Consider the following 21,326-nt stretch of genomic DNA (forward strand, 5'->3'; position numbering starts at 1 on the left):
CGGTTGGGCCGGCCCGTGCCCTCACCGCAGCCGCAGGATGCGGACCGCGCCCGCGAGCACCAGCAGCGCCACCGCCGTCCCGATCACCAGGTCCGGCAGCGCCGAGCCGGTCCACGCGACCAGGGCGCCGGCGGCGATGACGCCCAGGTTCGCGAGCACGTCGTTCGTCGAGAAGATCCAGCTCGCCTTCATGTGCGCGCCGCCGTGGCGGTGGCGGGCGACGAGGACGAGGCAGCCCACGTTGGCGGCGAGCGCCAGGGCCGAGACGCCGATCATCGCGGGCGGCTCCGGCGCGCTGCCCGCGAGCAACCGCCGCGCCACGTCGGCGAACACGCCGAGGGCGAGCGCGGCCTGGAGCACGCCGGACACGTGCGCCGCGCGCAGCTGGGCCCGCGCCGCGCGGCCCACCGCCCAGAGGCTCAGGCCGTAGACCAGCGCGTCCGCCAGCATGTCGAGCGAGTCGGCGATGAGGCCGGTGGACTCGGCGAGCCAGCCCACCACGCCCTCGACCAGGAACATGGCGGCGTTGACGGCGAGCAGCAGGCGGAGCGTGCGGGCCTCCGCGCCGGGGTCGGGCGCGGCCACCGCGGCGCCGGGCACCTCGGCTCCGTGCGCGGCCGGCGAGGCGGCCGAGGACGCGGCGGAGGACGCCAAGCGGGCGCCGAGCCCGAGCGGCCGAAGGCGGGCCAGGAGCGGCGCGGGATCGCCGGCGTGGAGCACGGTGAGGGTGCGCGCCTGGAGGTCGAAGCGGAGCTCGTCGATCCCCGCCGCGCCGTCGAGCGCCAGCCGGATCATCCGCTCCTCGGAGGGGCAATCCATCCTCGGCACCGCGAACACGGTGCGCGTCGTCCCGGGCGTCGGCATGTCGCGGCGCAGTATATAGCGCCGCCCATTCGCGTAGAGCCCTGCTGCGGCGCACGCTGGCTGCCTGTGCCGGGTCGAGGCGGGCGACGCCGCGGCGGCGTCGGCGCACGTGTCGAGGCTGGAGCGGCTCCCGGCCCCGCCGGCGCTGGCGGGCGTGCTGCGGGCGCTGCTGGCGCGCCGCGCGCGGCTGGAGCGCGAGCCGCTCGACGACGCGCTCGTCGCGGCGTGGACGGAGGCCGGGCGTCCGGACCTCGCCTCGAGCCCGCTCCTGCCCGCGGACTGGGGAGCGCGGCTCCTGTCCGGCGCGGTCGCCCCCGAGGTGCGCGCCCGGATGGACGCGGGGGAGCGGCTGCTGTTCCCCTACGGCCGCCCGGCCGACTCCGCCAGCGACGGAGGGGGAAGGATCTGGACGACGCGCTCGCGGCGGCCGCCGCCGCGGGGTCGAATCCGCTCTCGGTCAACCTCGCCATCCTGTCGGCGCTGGGCCGGCACGAGGGCGCGCCCGGTGCGCCCGAGGTGGCGATGCGGCGGGCGGCGGCGCGCGTCGGCCCGGCCGTCGCCGCGGCGGATCCGGGATCCCGGGACCGGGGTGATGGCGCTCGCGGCCGACCAGGCCGGGCCGGCGATGCCGCTCCTGCGCCTCCGCGAGCGCGCGGGCGCCACGGCCGATCCGGCCCTCCGCGGGCGCGCCGGCGAGCTGCTCCTCGCGGTGGGCGGCCGCCTGGGCTCCTCCGGCGCGTCCATCGACCGGATGCTCGGGCTGGTGCTGGCGGACGAGGGCGCGCGCCTGACGGGCGACGAGCGCCGGCGCGCGGCGGTGCGCGAGCAGGGGGAGCGCGTGCGGCGCGAGGACGACGCGCTCCGGGAGGCGCTGCGCCGGCTCGGCACCTGGCCGTTCGCCGCCACGCTCCCGCGGGAGCCGGATCGCGAGCTGGAGCGGCTCGGCCGGCTCCTGCGCTAGCCGCCCGGACGGCCCGGTCAGGCGGGCAGCGACGCGAGCGCGCGGTCGAGGTCGCCGATCAGGTCCCCGGGGTCCTCGATGCCGATGGACAGGCGGATCACCGAGTCGGTGATGCCCGCCCGCTGCCGCGCCTCCGGCGTCATCGACGCGTGCGTCATCGACGCCGGGTGCGCCACCAGGCTCTCGACGCCCCCCAGCGACTCGGCCAGCGTGAACCAGCGCAGCGTGCGCAGCACGTGATCCACGCGGGCTGGGCGGCCGTCGCGGAGCTCGAAGCTGAGCATCGCGCCGAAGCCGCGCTGCTGCGCGCGCGCCAGCGCGTGCTGCGGGTGCGAGGCGAGGCCGGGGTAGTGGACCCGCGCGACCTCCCGGTGCCCTGCCAGGAACTCCGCCACGCGCTGCGCGCCGGCCTCGTGCGCCTTCACGCGGAGCGCCAGCGTCTTCAGCCCGCGCAGCACCAGGAACGCGTCGTGCGGGCTCTGCGAGGTGCCGAGCAGGTTGTTCATCGACTGGATGCGCTGCAGGAGCGCGGTGCGGCCGCGCGGCGCGACCACGGCGCCGCCGACCACGTCGCTGTGGCCGTTCAGGTACTTGGTGGTGGAGTGCACCACGAGATCCGCGCCGTGCTCGAACGGGCGCTGGAGCGCGGGGGAGAGGAAGGTGTTGTCCACCACCACGAGCGCGCCGCGCCGGTGCGCGAGCTCGGCCACCGCGCGGATGTCGGTGAGGCGGAGCAGCGGGTTCGAGGGCGTCTCGATCCAGACCATCCCGGTGTTCGGGCGCAGCGCGCGCTCGACCGCGTCCAGGTCGGCGAGATCCAGGTAGGTGACCTCCAGCCCGTAGGCCTGCCGCGCGTGCTCGAGCGTCCGGAACGTGCCGCCGTAGCAGTCCACGGTGCAGAGCAGGTGGCTGCCGTGCGGCAGCAGGTTGAGCGCCACCAGCACCGCGGCCATGCCGGTGGTGGTGCAGGTCGCGCCGGCGCCGCCCTCCAGCGTGGCGATCGCCTCCTCCAGCGCGGCGCGCGTCGGGTTGCCGCTGCGCGTGTAGTCGTAGCCCGCGTTGGTGCACACGTCGCGGAACGCGAACGTGGACGACTGGTAGATGGGCGGCATCACCGCGCCGTAGGCGGGGTCGGGCTGCACGCCCGCGTGGACGCACTGCGTGGCCAGCCCGGCGCCGGGGACGAGCGGCGCGCGCTCCGCCCAGCCGGCCCGCGCCGGGGTGCCGGGCGGCACGATGGTGAAGTGGTAGGCCGGGTTCCCGGGCACGTTGGAGTCGAGGTGGACGTCGTCGGACATGGCGGCTCCTGGGGCCGGGCGGCGGGCGCGGCCGGGCCGACGTTCCTACCAGAAGCGTCGTCCGTTTCATAGGACGGTCGTCCGTTAATCATGGATTGGGCGTCGAAATACCCGTTTGGTAGGACACGGCGTCGTCCGTTATGACGGATATATGTCTAACTTGGCCCGCCCTGGCGCTCCGCCGCCGCGACCGCGGCCCGGGCCCGCGCGAGCATCAGCGCGTACGCCGCGCCGAGCGCCGCGAGGCAGGCGAGCCCGAGCGCCACGTAGCGGCCGGAGAGCGCCGACGCGCTCCAGCCGTGCACCTGCATGAGCGTGCTCGCGTCGGAGAGGCCGACGCCCTCGATCTCGCCGAGCGGGAGCTCCCCGGGATCGCGCCAGGCGCGCACCCAGCCGTGGAGCGCGTCCACCAGGGCGGCCGCGCCGATGACGAGGAAGCCCCAGCGGAGCGAGCCGCGGCCGAGCGGACCCTCGGGATCCGCCCAGATCGTCGCGACGAGGGCCGCGCCGATCACCATGCAGCCCGCGTCGCCGCCGAACGTGATCAGCGCCCGCGCGGTCGCCCCCGGCAGCAGGGTGCAGACGAGCTGCACGGCGAGCCCGGCCGCGCCGGCGGCGAGCAGCGCCCGGCGCCCGGAGCGCCAGCCGCGCCACGCGAGCGCGGCGAGCGCCGCGGCCACCCCGATCACGACGACCGGGAGCCGCCCCGCCGAGATCGGCGTCCGCCACGGGCCGGGGAAGGCGCCGTGGCCGCACAGCCAGGCGGCCGCGGCGTGGCCGAGCTCGTGGATCCACATGGACAGGAACGTGCGGAGCAGCGCGTGCCCGGGGCCGGACGCGACCATCGCGAGCGCGAGGAGCAGCGCCGCGGGCGCCGCCACCGCACGGATCCACAGCTCGCGGCGCGCGCCGTCCAGCTCGCCGGACCAGCGCGCCGGGGCCGGCATCCCGAGCGCGACCCCCGCCGCGCCGAGGCCCGGCAGCGGCTCCTCCGGTCCCGGGGGCGCAGGGGGCGCCGTCGCCCGCGGCCGGGCCTTCGCGTAGATGACGCCGCAGCGCGGGCACTCCGGTCCGGTCGCGCGCGGCGCGCCGCAGCGCGGGCAGGAGGGGGCAGGGGCGTGGGCCATCGCGGTCACTCTACCGGAGCGCGGGGCACCGTGGCGGCCGGTCCTCCCCCGCTCGCGGTGCGACGCGGCGCGCGTCCCCAACGAGCGCCCGTCCTCGCCGCGACGGCGCGGCGTACGATCCCTGCATGCTCGTGGGCGAGATCATGACGCGCCGGGCCGAGGCGATCGCGCCGGGCGAGACGCTGGAGGCCGCCGCGCGGCGGATGAAGGCGAACGGCGTGGGCGCGCTGGTCGTGTGCGAGGGGGACCGGCCCGTCGGGATCCTCACCGATCGCGACATCGTGGTGCGGTGCGTGGCGGAGGGCGGGAACCCGGCGCGGGCGGACGTGCGGAGCGCGATGACGCCGCAGGTCGTCGAGTGCGGCGAGGACGACGCGCTCGAGGACGCGGTCCGGCGGATGGCGGAGCGCGCGGTGCGGCGGCTGGTGGTGCTGGATGCGTCGGGCCGGCTGGCCGGCGTGCTGAGCGTGGACGACGTGGCGCGCGCGCCGGCGCTGGCCGGCGCCGTGGTCGAGCACCTCCAGGCGCCGGAGCGGCCGCTGCGGCAGGGCCCGTGGCCGTGGTGGGAGACGCCGGGCCGCTGACGCGGCGGCGAGTCCCCGGATCACAGCTCGGCGGGCGCGGGCGCCTCGGCCTTGGGCGACGGCAGCTCGACCAGGGTGGCCTGGGTGAGCAGCAGCACGCTCGCGATCGAGACGGCGTTCTCGAGCGCCACGCGGACCACCTTGGTCGGATCCACGATGCCCGCCTCGACGAGGTCCACCCAGGTGCCGTGCGCCGCGTCGAAGCCGAAGTTGCCGGTCCCGGCGCGCATCCGCTCCACCACCACCGCCCCCTCCACGTCGGAGTTCTGGGCGATCTGGCGGGTGGGGATGGCGAGCGCGTGCACCAGCACCTCGAGCCCGGTCCGCTCGTCGCCCTCGCAGGCCGCCTCCTCCCGGCGCACCGCGTCGATGGCGCGCAGCAGCGGCAGGCCGGCGCCCGGGACGATGCCCTCGGCCACCGCCGCCTTGGTGGCGCTGATGGCGTCCTCGAACGCCTCCTTGCGGCTCTTCAGCTCCGCCTCGGTCGGCGCGCCCACGTGGATGACCGCCACCCCGCCCGCGAGCTTCGCGAGCCGCTCCTGCAGCTTCTCGCGATCGTAGTCGCCCTTCGTCTCCCGGATCTGCCGGCGCAGCTCGTCGGTGCGCGCCTGGATGCGGGCGCGGTCGCCGCCGCCGCCGATGAGCGTGGTGGTCTCGCGCGCCACCACCACGCGGCGCGCGCGGCCCAGGTCGCCGATCGCCAGGCGCTCCAGCTTGGTCCCGAGGTCCTCCGACGCCACCTTGCCGCCGGTCAGGACGGCGAGGTCCTGCAGCAGCTCCTTGCGCCGGTCGCCGAAGCCCGGGGCCTTCACCGCGGCGCACGGCAGCGCGCCGCGCATCTTGTTCACCACCAGCGTGGCGAGCGCCTCGCCCTCGACCTCCTCCGCCACCACCAGCAGCGGCCGCCCCGCCTTGACCACCTCCTCGAGCAGCGGGAGCAGGTCCTTCATCAGGCTGATGCGCCGGTCGCAGAGGAGCACGAGCGCGTCCTCGAGCACGCACTCCATCCGGTCGGCGTCGGTCACGAAGTAGGGCGACAGGTAGCCGCGGTCGAGCTGCATGCCCTCGACCACCTCCAGCGTGGTCTCGGTGCCCTTCGCCTCCTCCACCGACACCACGCCCTCGCCCCCGACGCGCTCCACCGCGTCGGCCACCAGCTCGCCCATGGCCGCGTCGTTGTGCGCGGAGATGGTCGCGACCTGCGCCTTCTCGCGGCGGGTGGTCACCGGCCGCGACAGCGCCCGCAGGCTGGCCACCGCGGCGCGGAGCCCGCGGTCGAGCCCGTGCTTCAGGTCGATCGCGCTCGCGCCCGCGGCCACGTTGCGCACGCCCTCGGCGAGGATCGCGTGGGCGAGCAGCGTGGCGGTGGTGGTCCCGTCGCCCACCGCGTCGCCGGTGCGCTCGGCCGCCTCCCGCAGCATGCGGACGCCCAGGTTCTCGGTGGGATCGTCCACCTCCAGCTCCTTCGCGATGGTCACGCCGTCGTTGCAGACGATCGGCTCCCCCCATCGGCGGTCGATGAGCACGCACTTGGACTTCGGCCCCAGGGTCACCCGGACCGCGTCGGCGAGGAGCGTGGCACCACGGAGGACGCCCTCCCGCGCGCTGTCCGCGAAGCGCAGCGCCTTCTTCATGTGAACAGCTTAGGACCCCCGGGCGACGGGGGCGTCGGCGGCAACCGGGGACCCGCCTTCGCGTGCGCACCGGTGGCCCGGCCGTCCGGCCGGGCGAGCCGGCTCGCGCGTCTTCCGGAGTCCCCCGCACGCTCGGCGCCCCGGCCGCGGGGGGCGGTCCTACAATGGGCCGGCGGCGAGGTGCGACCGGCCCTCGCGCCGGAGGCGGCCGTGGACAACGGCGAGGTCGCGCGCGTCCTCGCGGAGATCGCGGATCTCCTGGAGCTCACCGGCGGCAACGCGTTCAAGGTGCGCGCCTACCGCCGGGCGGCCCAGGTCGTGGACCTGCACCCGGTGGCGGTCGCGCGGCTGGCCCGGGAGGGCGGGCTCGCGGAGCTGCCCGGCGTCGGCGAGCGCATCGCGGAGAAGATCGCGGAGCTGGTGGAGACCGGCGGGTGCCGGGAGCACGCGCGGCTCGCCGCGCTGGTGCCGGCGGGCGTGCTGGAGCTCCTGCGCCTCGAGGGCGTCGGGCCGAAGACGGTCGAGGCGGTGTGGCACCGGCTCGGGGTCGAGGACGTGGCGGGCCTCGAGGCGGCGTGCCGGTCCGGCCGCGTCCTCGAGGTGCCGCGGATGGGCCCGGCGCGCGCGGAGGCGATCCTCGGCGCGATCGGGCGGCACCGGGCGCGGGCGGGCCGGACCCTGCTGCACCGGGCCATCGGGCACGCGGAGCCCATCCTCGAGCGGCTCCGCGCGGTGCCCGGTGTGCGCGCCGCGGAGGTGGCGGGGAGCGTGCGGCGCCGGCGGGAGACGGTCGCCGACCTGGACGTGCTGGTCTCGGCGGGCGACGCGGCGCCCGCGGTGCGCGCCTTCACCGGGCTGTCCGGCGTGGTGGCGGTGCTCGCCGAGGGTCCGACCAAGGCCTCGGTGCGGCTGCGCTGCGGCATGCAGGCCGATCTGCGCGTCCTGCCGCCGGACGCCTGGGGCGCGGCGCTCCTGTACTTCACCGGGAGCAAGGCCCACAACATCGCGCTCCGCGCCCGGGCCCTGCGGCGCGGGCTGAAGATCTCGGAGTACGGCGTCTTCGATCGCGAGGGCCGCCGGCTGGGCGGCGCGACGGAGGCGGAGGTGTACCGCGCGGTCGGGCTGCCGTTCATCCCGCCCGAGCTGCGCGAGGCGCAGGGGGAGCTGGAGGCCGCCGAGGCGGGGACGCTCCCGCGGCTGGTCGAGGAGGGCGACCTGCTCGGCGACCTGCACGTCCACTCGCGGGCCTCCGGCGACGGGCGCTCGGACCTCGAGGCGCTCGCCGCGGCCGGGCGCGCGCTGGGCCGGCGCTACCTCGCCATCACCGATCACTCCCGCTCGCGCCCGCTCGGGCTCGACCCGCAGCGCCTGGCGGCGCACGCGGGCGCCATCCGGGCGCTGGACGGCCGCCTGCGCGGGAAGCCGCACCTGCTGGCCGGCGTGGAGGTGGACATCCTGCCGACCGGCGCGCTGGACCTGCCGGAGCACGACCTGGCGCGGCTGGACTGCGTGGTGGCCGGGGTCCACGCCCGCTTCGGCGACCCGGCCGCCCGGAACACCGACCGCATCGTGCGCGCGCTCCGGTCCGGCGTGGTCCACGTGCTGGCGCACCCCACCGGCCGGGAGCTGGGCACGCGCGACGGGTACGCGCTCGAGCTGGACCGGCTCCTGGAGGCCGCGCGCGAGGAGGGCGTCGCGCTGGAGGTGAACGCGATGCCGGAGCGGCTGGATCTCGGCGCCGAGGGCTGCCGCGCCGCGCGCGCAGCGGGGGTGCCGGTGGTGATCTCGACCGACGCGCACGACGCCGCGCAGCTCGCGAACCTCCGCTACGGGGTGTGGGTGGCGCGCCGGGGGTGGCTGGAGGCGAAGGACGTGCTGAACACGCTGCCGCTGCCGGAGCTGCGACGCCGCCTGGCGCGCCGCGTGCGCGCGCCGCGGCGCGCGCACGGGTGAGCCGGGCAGGAGGTGGAGCGCCATGGTGTTCGAGGACCGGAGGCAGGCGGGGCGGCTGCTGGCGGAGCGGCTGGAGCGGCTCCGGGCGCGGCACCCGGTGGTGCTGGGCCTGGCGCGCGGCGGCGTGCCGGTCGCGGCCGAGGTGGCCCGCGCGCTCGGCGCCGAGCTGGACGTGCTGGTGGTGCGCAAGCTGGGCGCGCCCGGGTGGCCCGAGTACGCCCTCGGCGCCGTCGCCGAGGGTGGCGCGGCCTGCGTGCGCCACGAGGCGCTGGGCGAGGCCGGCGTGTCCGAGGAGGACGTGGCGGCGATCGCCGAGCGCGAGGCGGCGGAGGTGGGGCGGCGGGTCCGCCTGTACCGCGGCGACCGGCCCGCGCTCGAGCTGGCCGGCCGGACGGTCATCGTGGTGGACGACGGGGTCGCGACCGGGGCCACCGCGCGCGCGGCGGCTCGGGCCGCGCGCCAGCGCGGGGCGGCGCGGGTCATCGTGGCGGCGCCGGTGATCGCCGCCGCGACGGCGCCGGAGCTGCGGGCGGACGCGGACGAGGTGGTGGCGGTGGACCTCCCGGAGCCGTTCATGGCGGTGGGGCTCTGGTACCGGCGGTTCCCGCAGGTCTCGGACGACGAGGTCGTCGCCTGCCTGCACCGCGCCGGCGAGGAGGTCGCGGCCGATCCATGGGGCGGGGACGACTGGCTCGCCGGCGACGCGGAGCCGGCCGACCCCGAGGAGGCGCGGACGGTGGTGATCCCGTTCGACGGCTCGTCCCGCGGCCCCGGGACCCTCGACGGCGAGCTGTCCATCCCGGAGGGCGCGACGGGGCTGGTGGCGCTCGTCCACGGGAGCGGCTCGAGCCGGCGCAGCCCGCGGAACCGGCTGGTCGCGGCGGCGCTGCGCCGCGCCGGGATCGGCACGCTCCTGTTCGACCTGCTCACGCCGGCGGAGGCGATCGAGGACGAGGTCACGGGGCGGCTCCGCTTCGACGTGGGCCTGCTCGCGGGACGGACCGCCGCCGCGCTGCGGTGGCTGGGCGCGCTGCCCGGCACCCGCGCGCTGCGCCTGGGCTGCTTCGGCGCGAGCACCGGCGCCGCGGCGGCGCTGGCGGCCGCGGCCGAGCTGCCGGAGCAGGTCGCGGCGGTGGTGTCGCGGGGCGGCCGGCCCGACCTGGTCCCGGCCGCCACGCTGGAGCGGGTCCGCGCCCCGGTGCTCCTGGTCGTGGGCGCGCGGGACGAGGAGGTCCTGCGCCTGAACCGGGCCGCGCTCCGGCACCTGTCCGGCGGGCGGCTGGCGGTGGTGCCCGGCGCGACGCACCTGTTCGAGGAGCCCGGCGCGCTCGACGCGGCGGCGCGGCTCGCGACCGGCTGGTTCGCGCGCTGGCTCGCGACGGCGGCCGCGCCGGAGGCGCGCGCACCGGCGTAGGCGGACGGACACGGGGCGAGGAGGGCGAAGATGAGGACGGGCGAGACGGTGGAGGTGGTGCGGAGGCGCCTCTCGGGCGAGGCGCGGCTCGACCTGGGGCGCCACCCGGTCGCGCTCGCGTTCGACGACGGCGTGCTCACCATGGAGGGCGAGCTGGGCGACGTCGGCGCGAAGAAGCTGGCGCTGGAGCGGGCCGCGGCGGTGGCGGGCGTGCGCCACATCGTGGACCGGCTCCGGGTCGCCCCGGCACGGCGGATGACCGACGCGGAGATCCGCGACCACCTGCGCGACCTGCTGCTCGAGGCCGCCGAGCTGCAGCCGGTGGCCCGCGCCGGCCCCGCGCCGGCCGGCGGACCGGCGCCCGGCGGGCCCGACCTCCGGCTCGGGTCGCTGGGCGCGTCGGTCCGCGAGGGCGTGGTGACGCTGGACGGGGCGGTCCCGAGCCTCGCGCACAAGCGGCTCGCGGGCGTGCTCGCCTGGTGGATCCCCGGCGTGCGCGACGTGGTGAACGGGCTGGAGGTCGTCCCCCCGGAGCAGGACGGCGACGACGAGATCACCGACGCGGTCCGGCTCGCGCTGGAGAAGGACCCGCTGGTGGACGCGGACGCCATCGCGGTGTCCACCCGCGGGGCGGTCGTGACGCTCCGCGGGGCGGTGCGCTGCGAGATCGAGCGCGCGGCGGCGGAGCGCGACGCCTGGTGCGTGTTCGGGGTGGACGGGGTGCGAAACCTCGTCGAGCGATGAGGGAGGCGGCCATGGCCGGGATCGAGTGGAGGCGGATCTGCTGTCCGGTGGACTTCTCGGAGCCGGCGCGCGCGGGGCTGGCGGTCGCGGCCGACCTGAGCCGCCGCCTCGGGTGCGAGCTGGTGCTGCTGCGGACCGACGCGGGCTCGAGGGTGTCGGACGAGCTGCCGCCGGCCGCGCTGCAGGGCGCGGCGCTGGGCTCGTGGCGCGACGAGGCGGCGCGGCTCGGGGCGGCGCGGGTCACCCTGGCGCACGCCGCCGGGCCGCCCGAGGTCGGGACCGTGGAGTTCGCCGCGGCCGAGGGCGTGGACCTGATCGTGATGGGGACGCACGGCCGGGTGGACCGCGAGCACATGCTCACCGGCTCGGTGGCGGAGAGCGTGGTGCGCACCGCGCCCTGCATGGTCCTGACGGTGCGGCCCGCGGCGCCGGCGGCCGCGCGCGCGGCCGCCGGCTGACGCGGCCTCAGGCGGTGAGCCCACCGTCGATCGCCAGCGAGACGCCGGTGACGAACGCGCTCTCGTCCGACGCGAGGTACGCCACCAGGCCGGCCACGTCGTCCCCGGTGCCGTAGCGCGGCAGCGCCAGCATCGGCAGCACGGTGGAGGCGAGCGGACCGTCGGCGGGGTTCATGTCGGTGTCGATCGGGCCCGGCGACACCAGCGTGACGCTGATGCCCCGCGGGCCGAGGTCGCGCGCCAGCCCCTTGGTCAGCCCGATGAGCGCGGACTTGCTGAGCGCGTACGCGGAGACGCCTGCGAACGGGACCCGCTCGTCGTTGGCGCTGCCGACCGTGATGATGCGCCCGCCCTCGCGCAGGTGGCGCGCCGCCGCGCGCGCGCCCGCGAACACCGCCCGGACGTTGATCGCGACGATCCGGTCGAACTCCTCCAGGGTCGTCTCCTCGACGGGCTTGAACGCCGCCACGCCCGCGTTGCTCACCAGGACGTCGAGGCGCCCGTGCTCGGCGGCGACCGCGTCCACGATCCGCTCGACCGCCACCGCGTCGGCGCTGTCCACGCGGTACGCGCGGGCGCGGCCGCCGGCGCGCTCCACCGCCTCCTCGACGCGGCGGGCCGGCTCCTCCGAGCTGACGTAGGTGAACGCGACGGTGGCGCCCTCCCGCGCCAGCCGCCGCACGATGGCGGCGCCGATGCCGCGGCTGCCTCCGGTGACCAGCGCCACCTTGCCCTTCAGGTTTCCCATGGCTGCTCCAGTTATGTAGTGAACGACACAGAAAGCCTACGAGGCTTGCCAGGGAGCCGCCCATCTTTTTATGCTGTACGACACAGAAAGGGGTCCGGCATGGCCACGCGCGGGCGACCCCGCTCGTTCGACCGGGGGGAGGCGCTGCGGAAGGCGATGGAGGTGTTCTGGGATCGCGGCTACGGCGGCGCGTCCATGGCGGACCTCACCCGCGCGATGGGGATCAACTCGCCCAGCCTCTACGCGGCGTTCGGGAGCAAGGCGGCGCTGTTCCGGGAAGCGGTGGACCTGTACGCGGCCACCGAGGGGGCGGCGGGCGGCCGGTGCGCGCCCGACGAGGCCACCGCGCGCGAGGCCGTCCGCGCCATGCTGCGGGGCACGGTGCAGGCGCTCACGGCCGCCGGGAAGCCGCGCGGCTGCCTGATCGTCCTGGGCGCATGCCAGGGTGGTGCCCCGGACGCCGGCGAGGCGGCGGAGGTGGACGGGCTGCTGCGCGCGCGCCGCGCCCGGGCGGTCGACGACGTGCGCCGGCGGCTGCGCCGCGGGATCGAGCAGGGCGACGTGCCGCCGGGCGCCGACGTGGAGGCGCTCACCGCGTTCTACGCCACGGTGCTGCACGGGCTGTCGCTGCGGGCGCGCGACGGCGCGTCGCGCGCCGAGCTCCTCGGCATCGTCGAGTCCGCCCTGGCGGCGTGGGACGCGCTGGTCCGTCCGCGGGCGGGGCGCGCGGGCGCCGCCCGCGGGCGCCGCAGGGACGGCGCCGGCTGAGCGGCGGGATCACGGCCGCGCGCCGGCGGCGGCTGCCGCGAGCTCGTCCGCGAGCGCCCGGACCGCGGCGCTCAGCGCCTCGACCGAGGCGGCGGTGCCGGCCGCCCGCGGACGCTCGCGGGCCCGGGTGACGCCCCGCTCGACCACCTCGGCACCCCGGCGCAGCGTCCAGCGGGCCTCGAGCACCCCGGCGCCGTCCGGCGCGCGCTCGAACCGCAGCACCTCCACCGACGCGACCCACTCCGGCGCCGCGCCCGCCGGCCACGGCCACGCCACCACCTCGCGCGCGGGCACGGCGGCGCGAAGGTCCTCGGCCAGCGCGGCGACGAACAAGGTCTCGAGCGGCGCGGCCCAGCGCTCGTCCCCGGCCACGTCCACGCGGGCGCCCTCGCCGCGCGTGACGAGCTCGGGACGGTCCAGGTACGCCGGCAGCCGGACGGGTCCGAGCCCGAGCACGCCGAGCGGCGCCGCGCCGGCCCGGGGCGGCGCCGTGCGCGCCTCGAGCGCGTAGTAGCGGGTCCGGTCCGGGCGCGGCCCGAGCGACATGCAGCCGGGGAGCAGCGCCAGCGCCGCCGCGATCGCGATCACGGGTCTCACCGGCGCACCTCCGCGCGGCCGCGCACCAGCGCGCTGGGGTCGCGGTCGAGGTCCTCGGCCAGGTGGCGCAGCGCGCGCGCGGCGCCCTGGAGCTCGGAGAGCGTCGCACCGAGCTGCCACGCGACCGGGGACGAGGGATCCACCAGCGCGCCCACGTCGCGCAGGGCGCCGTCGGCGCGCTCCAGGGTGGCGCGGAGCTGGACCGCGGCCGCCCGCGCGTCCGCGGCGAGCGGCGGCAGGTCCGCCTCGAACGTGCGCGCCGCGTCGCCGAGGGCCGCCCCCACCGACGCGATCGCGGCCTGGGCGGTGCCGAGCGCGGGCGGCACCGCGGCCGCGGCCGCGTCCACCCGCGCCGCCGCCCGGTCGATGGTCGAGGCCGCGCGGCGCAGGTCGGCCACCAGCCCCTCGAGGTCGAGCGCGTGCAGCTTGGTGAGCAGCTTCGAGACGTCGGCCTGCAGCGCGGCCCAGCCTGGCTCGGCGTAGACCGGGATCTCGGGGTAGGGGAGCTGCATGGGCGACGGCGTGGCCGGCGGGGCTGTCGGGAGGATGTCGAGGTCCACGTACCGCCGGTTGGAGAGGAAGCTCTCCAGCGCCAGGCGGGCCCGCAGCCCGTGGCGGATGAGCGTGCGCATCGCCTGGGGATCGGCGAGGTCGATCCGCCCGCCCATCTCCTGGATGCGGGTCTGGTTGAGCTCGATCACCACCGGCATGCGCAGCTCGCGCAGCGGCTCGGTGGCCGACTCCATCGACAGGTGGATGCTCGAGACCCGCCCCACCGGCACGCCGCGGAACTTGACCGGCGCGTCGGTCTCCAGCCCGGCCAGGTCCTCGGAGAACACCGCCACGAACCGCACCCGGTGCTGGAGCAGCCGGCCGGCGCCCAGGTAGATGGCGGCCACGACGCCGAGCGCGATCGCGGAGAGCACGAACGCGCCGACCACCCTCGGATCGAACCTGCGTGCCATGCGACCTCCCTCACGGCGGGACCGCGCCGCCCCCGAAGAACGCGCGCACCTCGGGTGGACCGGTGGTGCGCAGCTCCGCCGGCGGGCCCTCGGCGACGGCCCGCCCCCGCTCGGCGTCGAGGAACAGCGCCCGGGTGCCGATGCCCAGGATGGTCGCGACGTCGTGCGTGACCACCACCGCGGTGGTCCCGAGCGCGTCGCGGAGCTGCAGGATGAGCGCGTCGAGCCGCCGCGCGGTGGGCGGGTCGAGGCTGGCCGACGGCTCGTCGATGAGCAGGATCTCGGGGTCGAGCGCGATGGCGCGGGCCAGCCCGGCGCGCTTCTGCATGCCGCCCGACAGCTCCCAGGGGTAGAGCCCCTCGAACCCGCCCAGCCCGACCAGCGCGAGCTTGAGCCGGACCACCTCGCGGATCGCGTCCGGCGGGAGCGCCGTGAACTGCTCGAGGGGCAGCGCGACGTTCTCGGCGAGCGTCATCGAGGTCCACAGCGCGGCCCCCTGGAACAGCACGCCCACGCGCCGCAGCAGCCGCTCGCGGACCTCGGGCGGCGCGGCGGTGAACGGCTCGGCCCCGTAGCGCACCTCGCCGGCGGCGGGCTCCTGCAGGCCCAGCAGGTGGCGGAGCAGGGTGGTCTTCCCGCAGCCGCTCGGGCCCATGACGACGTACACGTCGCCGCGCCGGACGGTGAAGTCGAGGTCCCGGACCACCACCCGGTCGCCGAAGCCCATCGCCAGCCCGCGCACGCTGATGACCCCGTCGTCCACGCTCACCACCCGAACAGGAAGAACACGTACTGGTAGAGCCCGCAGGCCGCGATGATCGCCACGATCCCGGTGACCACCGCCTGCGTCGCCGCCTCGCCCACGCGCTCGGCGCTGCGCTCCGCCTGCATCCCCCGGAACGCGCCGGTGAGCGCGATGAGCAGCCCGTAGGTCGCGCCCTTCACCAGGCCGCCGGCGAGGTCGCCCGGGACCAGCGCGAGCGCGGTCTGGCGCAGGTAGCCGGCCAGCGGCTGGTTGAGCATGGTGGTGCCGACCACGGCGCCGCCCAGGATCCCGCTCGCGTCGGCGAACAGGGTGAGGAGCGGCATCATGGCGGTGAGGGCCAGGACGCGCGGCACGACCAGGTACTCCACCGGCGAGATCCCGAGCGTGCGCAGCGCGTCGATCTCCTGCGTCACGTTCATGGTGGCGAGCTGCGCCGCGAAGGCGCCGCCGCTCCGCCCCGCCAGCGTGACGCCGGTGATGAGCGCGGCCATGTCGCGGACGATGGCGATGCCGACGATGTCCGCCACGAACGCCTCGGCCCCGAAGAAGCGGAGCTGGGTGATCCCCACGAACGCGAGGATGATCCCGACCAGGAAGCTGACCAGCGCGACGATGGGCAGGGCCTCCGCCCCGGAGTGCTGCACGAGCAGCCAGAGGTCCTGCGGGCGGAGGCGGGCCCGGCGCACCGCGAACCGGGCGAACGCGATGGCGGTCTCCCCCACGAACGCGACCGCCGCGCGCAGCCGCTCCTCGCGCCGGAGCGCGCGCACCCCGAGCCGGGCGATGCCGCGCGCGGCGGGGGCGGCCCGGGACGCGGGCGCGGCCGGCTCCCGGACCAGCTCGAGCAGGCGCACCAGCCCGTCCGGCAGGGCGCGCGGGTCGAGCGGCACGCCGCGCGCGCGGCAGGCCTGCCCCACCGAGTGCACGAAGACCGCCAGGGCGCTGTCCCACGCGGCGACGCCGGCGGCGTCGATGGCCACGCGCGGCGCGGGCGCCCGGTCCAGCTCGCGCTCGACGTCCGCGGCCGGCGGCAGCCCGTCCGCGAGCCGCCAGGCCCCGGCCAGCTCGACCACCAGCGCGCCGTCGTCCTCGCGGCGCAGCTCGAGCGCGGCGGCGGCCGGCGCGCGATCGCGGCGGCGGCCGGCGAGCCAGCGCGGGCGCACGCGCCCGGCCTCGGGAGCTGGAAGCTGCTGCGAGATGGCCTGCTCCCCCGCGCCGGGCACACCGCCCCGGCGTCCCCGGTGCCCGCGATCGTAGTCACTCGTCGTCGGGGCACGCGCAGGCAGCAGGGGGACTCCCTATGGCCGCGTCCGGGCGACGCAGGGGCACCCGGCGCGCCGTCCGGCGCACGCCTGCGGGCCAGCCCGGAGGAGCCGGCTCGGACGGAGCGCCGTGCGGCGTACCGTCGAGCCGACGGCGCGCGCTGGGGGGCGAGCCGATGGAGGCGCGACTGCAGCCGCGGCGCGAGGCGCCCCGAGGACCGGCCGCGGCGCCCGAGCCGCCGTGGATGCTCGAGCCGGACGTCGTGCTCGCGCAGCTCGGCTCCGGGCCGGCGGGCCTGACCTCCGCGGAGGCGGCCGGGCGCCTCCGGGCGCACGGGCCGAACGTGGTGCGGGCGCACCGCCCGCTCTCGCGCCTCCGGGTGGCGGCGCGGCAGCTGAGCAGCCCGCTCATGCTGCTGCTGGTGTTCGCCGCGCTGGCCGCCGCCGCGAGCGGCGAGTGGCTCGACGCGCTCATCGTGCTCGCGATCCTCGCGGCGAGCACCGCCATCGGCTTCGCGCGCGAGTACCAGGCGGAGCGGGCCGCCGCCGCGCTGCGCGCGCGGCTGCGCGTCCACGCGAGCGTGGTGCGCGACGGGGCGCCGCGATCCGTCGCCGCGGAGGAGCTCGTGCCCGGCGACGTGGTGATCCTCTCGGCGGGCATGCTGGTCCCGGCCGACGCCGTGCTGCTCGAGGCGACCGATCTGTTCGTGAACCAGGCCGTCCTGACCGGCGAGAGCTTCCCGGTGGAGAAGCGGGTGGGCCGGGTCCCGGCCTCGGCGCCGATGCCCGCCCGCACCGGCTCGGTGTTCCTCGGTACGAACGTCCGGAGCGGCACCGGGCGCGGCGTGGTGGTGGCGACCGGGGGCGCCACCCAGCTCGGCGCCATCGCGCACCGCCTCACGGTGCGGCCCGCGGAGGCCGAGTTCGAGCGCGGGCTGCGGCGGTTCGGCTACCTGCTGACCATCGCCATGCTGGTGATGGTCCTGGTGGTGTTCGCGGCGCACGTCCTCCGCGGACGCCCCGCCGTGGAGACGCTGCTGTTCTCGGTCGCGCTGGCGGTCGGCCTGAGCCCCGAGCTGCTGCCCGCGATCCTGACCGTGAACCTGGCGCGCGGCGCGCAGGCGATGGCCCGGCACGGCGTGCTGGTCCGCCGCCTCGGGGCCATCGAGAACCTCGGGAGCATGGACGTCCTCTGCACCGACAAGACGGGCACGCTGACCGAGGGCGTGGTGGCGCTGGAGGGCGCCTGGGACGTGGCCGGTGCCCCGTCGCCCGGGGTGCTGGAGCTCGCCGCCCGGTGCGCCGCGCTGGAGACGGGCGTCGCCAGCCCGCTCGACGAGGCCATCCTGCGGGCGCGCCAGGCCGACGTCTCGGCGCTGCAGAAGCTCGGCGAGATCCCGTTCGACTTCGTCCGCAAGCGCGTGAGCGTGGTGGCGGGCGGGCCGGACGGCGTCAGGCTGATCACCAAGGGCGCGTTCCGGACCGTGCTCGCCGCCTGCGCGCGCCTCGAGGGCGGGGCGCCGCTGGACGGGCCGGCCCGGGCGGCGCTGGAGGCGCGCTTCGCGCGCTGGAGCGCGGACGGGGTGCGGGTGCTGGCGGTGGCCACCCGCGCGCTCGCGCCCGGGCGCGCCCACGGCCGCGAGGACGAGCGCGAGCTGGAGCTGGCCGGGTTCCTCACGTTCGGCGACCGGCCCAAGGCGGGCGCGGCGGAGGCGGTCGCGGACCTGGCCGCGCTGGGCGTCACCGTGAAGCTGATCACGGGCGACGCCGAGCTGGTCGCCCGCCACGTCGCGCCGAGGGTGGGCCTGCGCGCCGGCGGCGTCCTCACCGGTCAGCAGCTCGACGCGCTGCACGGCGACGCGCTCTGGCACGCCGCCGAGCGGACCGACCTGTTCGTCGAGGTCGACCCCAACCAGAAGGAGCGGATCATCCTCGCCCTGAAGCGCGCCGGGCACGTGGTGGGGTTCCTGGGGGACGGCGTGAACGACGCGCCGGCGATGCACGCCGCCGACACGAGCCTCTCGGTGGCGGACGCGGTGGACGTCGCGCGCGAGGCGGCCGACTTCGTGCTGCTCGAGCGCGAGCTGGACGTGATCCGCCGCGGCATCGAGGAGGGCCGCCGGACCTTCGCCAACACGCTCAAGTACCTGCTCACCACCATGAGCGCGAACCTCGGCAACATGGTGAGCATGGCCGCGGCCTCGCTGGTGCTGCCGTTCCTGCCCATGCTCGCCGGCCAGATCCTCCTCGACAACTTCCTCTCCGACGTGCCGGCGGTGGGCCTCGCGGGCGACGCGGTCGACCCCGAGCTGGTGGACCGGCCGCGCCGCTGGGACCTGCGCTTCGTCGCGCGCTTCATGGTCGAGTTCGGCCTGCTGAGCTCCGCGTTCGACCTGCTCACCTTCGCGGCGCTGCTCGGGCCGTTCCACGCGGTCCCGGAGCGCTTCCGGACCGCGTGGTTCGTGGAGTCGCTGCTCACCGAGCTGGCCATCGCGCTGGTGGTCCGCACCCGGCGCCGGTTCTTCCGCAGCCGGCCGGGGCCCCTGCTGCTGGGGACGACGATCGCGCTGGTCCCGCTCGCGCTCGCCATCCCGTACCTGCCGCACGCGGGGGTGCTCGGCTTCGTCCCGCTGCCCCCCGCGCTGCTCGCGTCGCTCTGCGCGATCACCGCCCTGTACGTGGCCGCGGCGGAGCTCGCCAAGGGCTGGTTCTACCGGACCGAGCCATGACCGTGCTCATCGGGCTCGCGAGCGGCTGGCGGCGCAGGCGGCGGTGGTGGGGTGACCGGCGCCCGTGCGCGCGCGGGGTGACCCGGCTCGACGCGGCGCCCCGGCGCAGCCCCGCGATGGCCGGGCCGCCGGGGTCCGTCCCGGCCACATACGCAGCAGGAGGGCTCGAGGATGGCGAGCGCGCGCGAGAGGCTGCACTCGGTGGCGGTGGACGCGGTGATGACGCGGTCGCCGGTGACGCTGGAGCTGGACGCCACGCTGTCGGACGCGGCGGAGGCGCTGCTCGAGGGGGGCTTCCGCCACCTGCCGGTGGTGACGGCGGAGGGCCGGCTGGCCGGCATGCTGTCCGAGCGCGACCTGCGCAGCCGGCTCGGGACCGACGCCGCGTCCTTCCTCGACGCGACGCTGGAGGCGCTGCAGGAACCGGTGTCCGAGGCGATGACCCCCGATCCCATCTACGTGCGCGCTGGGGCCCCGCTCGCGGACGTGCTCCCGATCTTCGCCGACGAGGGGGTGGGCGCGGTCCCGGTCCTCGACGCGGGCGATCGGGTGGTCGGGATCGTCTCCTACGTGGACCTGCTCCGCGCGCTCGCGCGCCGGGCCGTGGCCGGCCGCGGCGGGGCCGCCGCCGCTCACCCGCGCGGCTTGCCCTCGCCGTAGCCGCCGGCGGTCTGCACGCCCACCACTGCCTTGCGGTGGAACTCGGGCACCGACGCCGCGCCGGCGTACGTGAAGGCCGACTGCACGCCGGTGATCACGTCCACCAGGATGGCGCCCACGCTCTCGCGGCCCTCGCGGATGTAGATGCGCGACGTGGAGATGCCCTCGCGGAAGAAGCCCTTCTTCGCGCGCTCGAACGGGTCGATGCCGGCGGTGCGGTCGCTCACCGCGCGCGCGCTCGCCATCCCGTAGTTCTCCTTGTACGGCCGCCCCTCGCGATCCTCCTTCACGTCCCCGGGGCTCTCGTAGGTCCCGGCCAGCGCCGTGCCGATCATGACGCGCGACGCGCCGGCCGCGAGGTAGAGCGCCACGTCGCGCGGATCGCGCACGCCGCCGTCCGCCCAGACGTGGCGGCCGCGCCGGTGGGCCTCGCGGGCGCAGGCGAGCACCGAGGTGAACGTCGGCCGCCCGGCGCCGGTCTGCATGCGGGTGGTGCACATCGCGCCGGGGCCCACGTTCACCTTGACCACGTCCGCGCCCGCCTCGAGCAGGTCGCGCGTGCCCTCCGGCGTGCACACGTTGCCGGCCACCAGCGGCAGGCGGTCGCCGACGGCCCGCCGCACCTCGCGGATCGCCTCGATCATCCGGCGCTGGTGCCCGTGCGCCGTGTCGAGCACGATGGCCGCGACGCCCAGCTCGGCGAGGCGCGCGGCCGAGGTGGCGGCGTCGGCGGAGATCCCCACCGCGGCCGCGATCATGAGCCGGCCGGCCGGATCGAGCGCGGGGGCGAGCAGCTCGAGGCGCACGGCGTCGTCGCGGGTGAGGACCCCGACCAGCCGGCCCGCCGCGTCCACCACTGGCGCGGCCTTCACCCGCTGCTCCTCCATGCGGAGGAACGCCTCGCGGTTCGGCGTGCCCACCGGGATCGTCACGAGGCGCGACGACATGAACGATGCGGCCGGCGAGTACTGGTCCTGGTCGCGCAGGTCGGCGTGCGTGACGATGCCGACCGGGCGCCGCTCGTCGTCCACCACCACCACCATGTCGTGCGCGCGCTTCCGGATGATGCCCTGCACGTCGCGCAGCGTGGCGCGCGGCGAGACGGAGAGGGGCGTGTCGTGGCGCGGGTCCGCGGAGCGGATGTGCTGGATGATGCGCGCCGCCGTCTCGAGGCTCATGTCCTGCGGCAGGACGCCGATCCCGCCCAGCCGCGCCATGGTCTCGGCCATCCGCTTGCCGGTGACCGCGTTCATGTTCGCCGAGACGACCGGGTGCGAGCCGCCCGGGAAGTCCACCGGCCGGAGGTCCACCTCCAGCCGGGAGCCGCCGTCGAAGTAGCTGGGGACGAGGAACACGTCCTCGAGCGACAGCTCGAGCGTCTCGTCGTGCTCCGGGTGCAGGAAGCGCATGCCCACCGGATAAGCCGGACGGCCAGGACGTGCCCATCCCAGGAGGACGGGGCGGGGCGCCATCCGGTCGCACCCTCGCGCGTGGCCGCCGAGGCGCGCGGCGGGCTCGCGCGCCCGGCCGTCACGGGCCTGACGCGCCTCCTCCCGTCCGCAGGGGCCGGGCGGTCCCACGCCCGGCCGACGCGGCGCGGGACTCGCGAGTGCCGGCGGACCCGCCGCGCGCGGGGGCCGGCGGGGCGGCGTGCGACGGATCGCGAACTTCACGGCCGGCGCGGGTTTCCGCGTCGATGGGGGGGCGGGTGAGCCCGCACGCCGGGTGCAGCGCGCAGCGCGGGTGGGGCGCGGCGACCCGGGTGCGGCCGCGAAACCGGCGTCATTCCGGGCC

The 21,326-nt window shown here is 77.2% G+C and carries 19 protein-coding genes; 9 read left to right on the top strand and 10 right to left on the bottom strand.

Annotation, left to right across the window (positions count from 1 at the left end; genetic code table 11):
- Positions 1 to 21 precede the first annotated feature (21 nt).
- Positions 22 to 864, bottom strand: coding sequence for a cation efflux transmembrane domain-containing protein (locus ACOQFB_RS04645; RefSeq protein ID WP_059438565.1), 843 nt, complete (start codon positions 862 to 864; stop codon positions 22 to 24).
- 109 nt (positions 865 to 973) lie between these two features.
- Between ACOQFB_RS04645 and ACOQFB_RS04650 the strand changes: the two genes are divergently transcribed.
- Positions 974 to 1,825, top strand: coding sequence for a hypothetical protein (locus ACOQFB_RS04650; protein ID WP_494492476.1), 852 nt, complete (start codon positions 974 to 976; stop codon positions 1,823 to 1,825).
- A gap of 17 nt (positions 1,826 to 1,842) precedes the next feature.
- Here the strand turns inward: ACOQFB_RS04650 and ACOQFB_RS04655 are convergent, their stop codons facing one another.
- Positions 1,843 to 3,123, bottom strand: a complete 1,281-nt coding sequence (locus ACOQFB_RS04655; RefSeq protein ID WP_421608794.1) for a trans-sulfuration enzyme family protein — start codon at positions 3,121 to 3,123, stop codon at positions 1,843 to 1,845.
- Between the two features lie 155 nt (positions 3,124 to 3,278).
- Positions 3,279 to 4,250 carry a hypothetical protein gene (locus tag ACOQFB_RS04660; protein ID WP_421608795.1) on the bottom strand — a complete coding sequence of 324 codons (972 nt, stop codon included), beginning with the start codon at positions 4,248 to 4,250 and terminating at the stop codon, positions 3,279 to 3,281.
- Between the two features lie 125 nt (positions 4,251 to 4,375).
- On the opposite strand from ACOQFB_RS04660, the gene ACOQFB_RS04665 reads away from it, so the two are divergent.
- Positions 4,376 to 4,834, top strand: coding sequence for a CBS domain-containing protein (locus tag ACOQFB_RS04665; RefSeq protein ID WP_494492477.1), 459 nt, complete (start codon positions 4,376 to 4,378; stop codon positions 4,832 to 4,834).
- Positions 4,835 to 4,854: 20 nt separating this feature from the next.
- Here the strand turns inward: ACOQFB_RS04665 and groL are convergent, their stop codons facing one another.
- The gene (gene groL / locus ACOQFB_RS04670; RefSeq protein ID WP_421608797.1) at positions 4,855 to 6,468 is read right to left on the bottom strand and encodes a chaperonin GroEL; all 1,614 of its coding nucleotides are present in this window, start codon (positions 6,466 to 6,468) and stop codon (positions 4,855 to 4,857) included.
- 180 nt (positions 6,469 to 6,648) lie between these two features.
- Between groL and polX the strand changes: the two genes are divergently transcribed.
- Genes polX through ACOQFB_RS04690 form a run of 4 tightly spaced genes read left to right on the top strand, consistent with a single transcriptional unit; the run spans position 6,649 to position 11,037 of the window.
- Positions 6,649 to 8,421: a DNA polymerase/3'-5' exonuclease PolX gene (gene polX / locus ACOQFB_RS04675; protein WP_421608798.1), complete on the top strand. Its 1,773-nt coding sequence runs from the start codon at positions 6,649 to 6,651 to the stop codon at positions 8,419 to 8,421.
- A 22-nt stretch (positions 8,422 to 8,443) separates the two neighbouring features.
- Positions 8,444 to 9,835, top strand: a complete 1,392-nt coding sequence (locus ACOQFB_RS04680; protein ID WP_421608799.1) for a phosphoribosyltransferase family protein — start codon at positions 8,444 to 8,446, stop codon at positions 9,833 to 9,835.
- A gap of 30 nt (positions 9,836 to 9,865) precedes the next feature.
- A complete protein-coding gene (locus ACOQFB_RS04685; RefSeq protein WP_421608800.1) occupies positions 9,866 to 10,579 on the top strand; it encodes a BON domain-containing protein in 714 nt (237 codons plus the stop codon).
- A gap of 11 nt (positions 10,580 to 10,590) precedes the next feature.
- The gene (locus ACOQFB_RS04690) at positions 10,591 to 11,037 is read left to right on the top strand and encodes a universal stress protein (RefSeq protein ID WP_421608801.1); all 447 of its coding nucleotides are present in this window, start codon (positions 10,591 to 10,593) and stop codon (positions 11,035 to 11,037) included.
- A gap of 7 nt (positions 11,038 to 11,044) precedes the next feature.
- Here the strand turns inward: ACOQFB_RS04690 and ACOQFB_RS04695 are convergent, their stop codons facing one another.
- Entirely contained in the window at positions 11,045 to 11,785 is a 741-nt protein-coding gene (locus ACOQFB_RS04695) for an SDR family oxidoreductase (protein ID WP_421608802.1), read from the bottom strand.
- A gap of 99 nt (positions 11,786 to 11,884) precedes the next feature.
- Here ACOQFB_RS04695 and ACOQFB_RS04700 point away from each other — a divergent pair, with 99 nt between their 5' ends.
- Positions 11,885 to 12,553 (top strand): TetR/AcrR family transcriptional regulator, encoded by a 669-nt coding sequence (locus ACOQFB_RS04700; protein WP_421608803.1) that lies wholly within the window; start codon positions 11,885 to 11,887, stop codon positions 12,551 to 12,553.
- 9 nt (positions 12,554 to 12,562) lie between these two features.
- On the opposite strand, the gene ACOQFB_RS04705 is transcribed toward ACOQFB_RS04700, so the two are convergent.
- From ACOQFB_RS04705 to ACOQFB_RS04720, 4 genes are read right to left on the bottom strand one after another with little or no spacing between them, the layout of a single operon-like run.
- The gene (locus ACOQFB_RS04705; RefSeq protein ID WP_421608804.1) at positions 12,563 to 13,150 is read right to left on the bottom strand and encodes a PqiC family protein; all 588 of its coding nucleotides are present in this window, start codon (positions 13,148 to 13,150) and stop codon (positions 12,563 to 12,565) included.
- Entirely contained in the window at positions 13,147 to 14,115 is a 969-nt protein-coding gene (locus ACOQFB_RS04710; protein WP_082100330.1) for an MlaD family protein, read from the bottom strand. Before ACOQFB_RS04710 ends, ACOQFB_RS04705 begins: the two co-directional genes overlap by 4 nt.
- Positions 14,116 to 14,125: 10 nt before the next feature.
- Positions 14,126 to 14,878: an ABC transporter ATP-binding protein gene (locus ACOQFB_RS04715; RefSeq protein ID WP_237758178.1), complete on the bottom strand. Its 753-nt coding sequence runs from the start codon at positions 14,876 to 14,878 to the stop codon at positions 14,126 to 14,128.
- A 2-nt stretch (positions 14,879 to 14,880) separates the two neighbouring features.
- Positions 14,881 to 16,044, bottom strand: coding sequence for an ABC transporter permease (locus ACOQFB_RS04720; RefSeq protein ID WP_421608805.1), 1,164 nt, complete (start codon positions 16,042 to 16,044; stop codon positions 14,881 to 14,883).
- 275 nt (positions 16,045 to 16,319) lie between these two features.
- Between ACOQFB_RS04720 and mgtA the strand changes: the two genes are divergently transcribed.
- Both mgtA and ACOQFB_RS04730 read left to right on the top strand, forming a co-directional pair.
- Positions 16,320 to 18,872 carry a magnesium-translocating P-type ATPase gene (mgtA, locus tag ACOQFB_RS04725; RefSeq protein WP_082100332.1) on the top strand — a complete coding sequence of 851 codons (2,553 nt, stop codon included), beginning with the start codon at positions 16,320 to 16,322 and terminating at the stop codon, positions 18,870 to 18,872.
- A 171-nt stretch (positions 18,873 to 19,043) separates the two neighbouring features.
- Positions 19,044 to 19,532: a CBS domain-containing protein gene (locus tag ACOQFB_RS04730; RefSeq protein WP_421608806.1), complete on the top strand. Its 489-nt coding sequence runs from the start codon at positions 19,044 to 19,046 to the stop codon at positions 19,530 to 19,532.
- Here the strand turns inward: ACOQFB_RS04730 and ACOQFB_RS04735 are convergent.
- Complete coding sequence (locus ACOQFB_RS04735) at positions 19,505 to 20,941, bottom strand: GuaB1 family IMP dehydrogenase-related protein (RefSeq protein WP_059439302.1); 1,437 nt, start codon at positions 20,939 to 20,941, stop codon at positions 19,505 to 19,507. The genes ACOQFB_RS04730 and ACOQFB_RS04735 overlap by 28 nt on opposite strands.
- Positions 20,942 to 21,326 lie beyond the last annotated feature (385 nt).

Origin of the sequence: Anaeromyxobacter sp. Red801 (assembly GCF_049201065.2) — a bacterium.
In the GTDB taxonomy this organism is placed as follows: Bacteria; Myxococcota; Myxococcia; order Myxococcales; family Anaeromyxobacteraceae; genus Anaeromyxobacter.

Bases quoted from the DNA above. Each gene is read 5' to 3' on its own strand.
- ACOQFB_RS04645 (WP_059438565.1), bottom strand. From the start codon at position 864: ATGCCGACGCCCGGGACGACGCGCACCGTGTTCGCGGTGCCGAGGATG.
- ACOQFB_RS04655 (WP_421608794.1), bottom strand. From the start codon at position 3,123: ATGTCCGACGACGTCCACCTCGACTCCAACGTGCCCGGGAACCCGGCC.
- ACOQFB_RS04660 (WP_421608795.1), bottom strand. From the start codon at position 4,250: ATGGCCCACGCCCCTGCCCCCTCCTGCCCGCGCTGCGGCGCGCCGCGC.
- ACOQFB_RS04665 (WP_494492477.1), top strand. From the start codon at position 4,376: ATGCTCGTGGGCGAGATCATGACGCGCCGGGCCGAGGCGATCGCGCCG.
- groL (WP_421608797.1), bottom strand. From the start codon at position 6,468: ATGAAGAAGGCGCTGCGCTTCGCGGACAGCGCGCGGGAGGGCGTCCTC.
- ACOQFB_RS04680 (WP_421608799.1), top strand. From the start codon at position 8,444: ATGGTGTTCGAGGACCGGAGGCAGGCGGGGCGGCTGCTGGCGGAGCGG.
- ACOQFB_RS04685 (WP_421608800.1), top strand. From the start codon at position 9,866: ATGAGGACGGGCGAGACGGTGGAGGTGGTGCGGAGGCGCCTCTCGGGC.
- ACOQFB_RS04690 (WP_421608801.1), top strand. From the start codon at position 10,591: ATGGCCGGGATCGAGTGGAGGCGGATCTGCTGTCCGGTGGACTTCTCG.
- ACOQFB_RS04695 (WP_421608802.1), bottom strand. From the start codon at position 11,785: ATGGGAAACCTGAAGGGCAAGGTGGCGCTGGTCACCGGAGGCAGCCGC.
- ACOQFB_RS04700 (WP_421608803.1), top strand. From the start codon at position 11,885: ATGGCCACGCGCGGGCGACCCCGCTCGTTCGACCGGGGGGAGGCGCTG.
- ACOQFB_RS04710 (WP_082100330.1), bottom strand. From the start codon at position 14,115: ATGGCACGCAGGTTCGATCCGAGGGTGGTCGGCGCGTTCGTGCTCTCC.
- mgtA (WP_082100332.1), top strand. From the start codon at position 16,320: ATGGAGGCGCGACTGCAGCCGCGGCGCGAGGCGCCCCGAGGACCGGCC.
- ACOQFB_RS04730 (WP_421608806.1), top strand. From the start codon at position 19,044: ATGGCGAGCGCGCGCGAGAGGCTGCACTCGGTGGCGGTGGACGCGGTG.
- ACOQFB_RS04735 (WP_059439302.1), bottom strand. From the start codon at position 20,941: ATGCGCTTCCTGCACCCGGAGCACGACGAGACGCTCGAGCTGTCGCTC.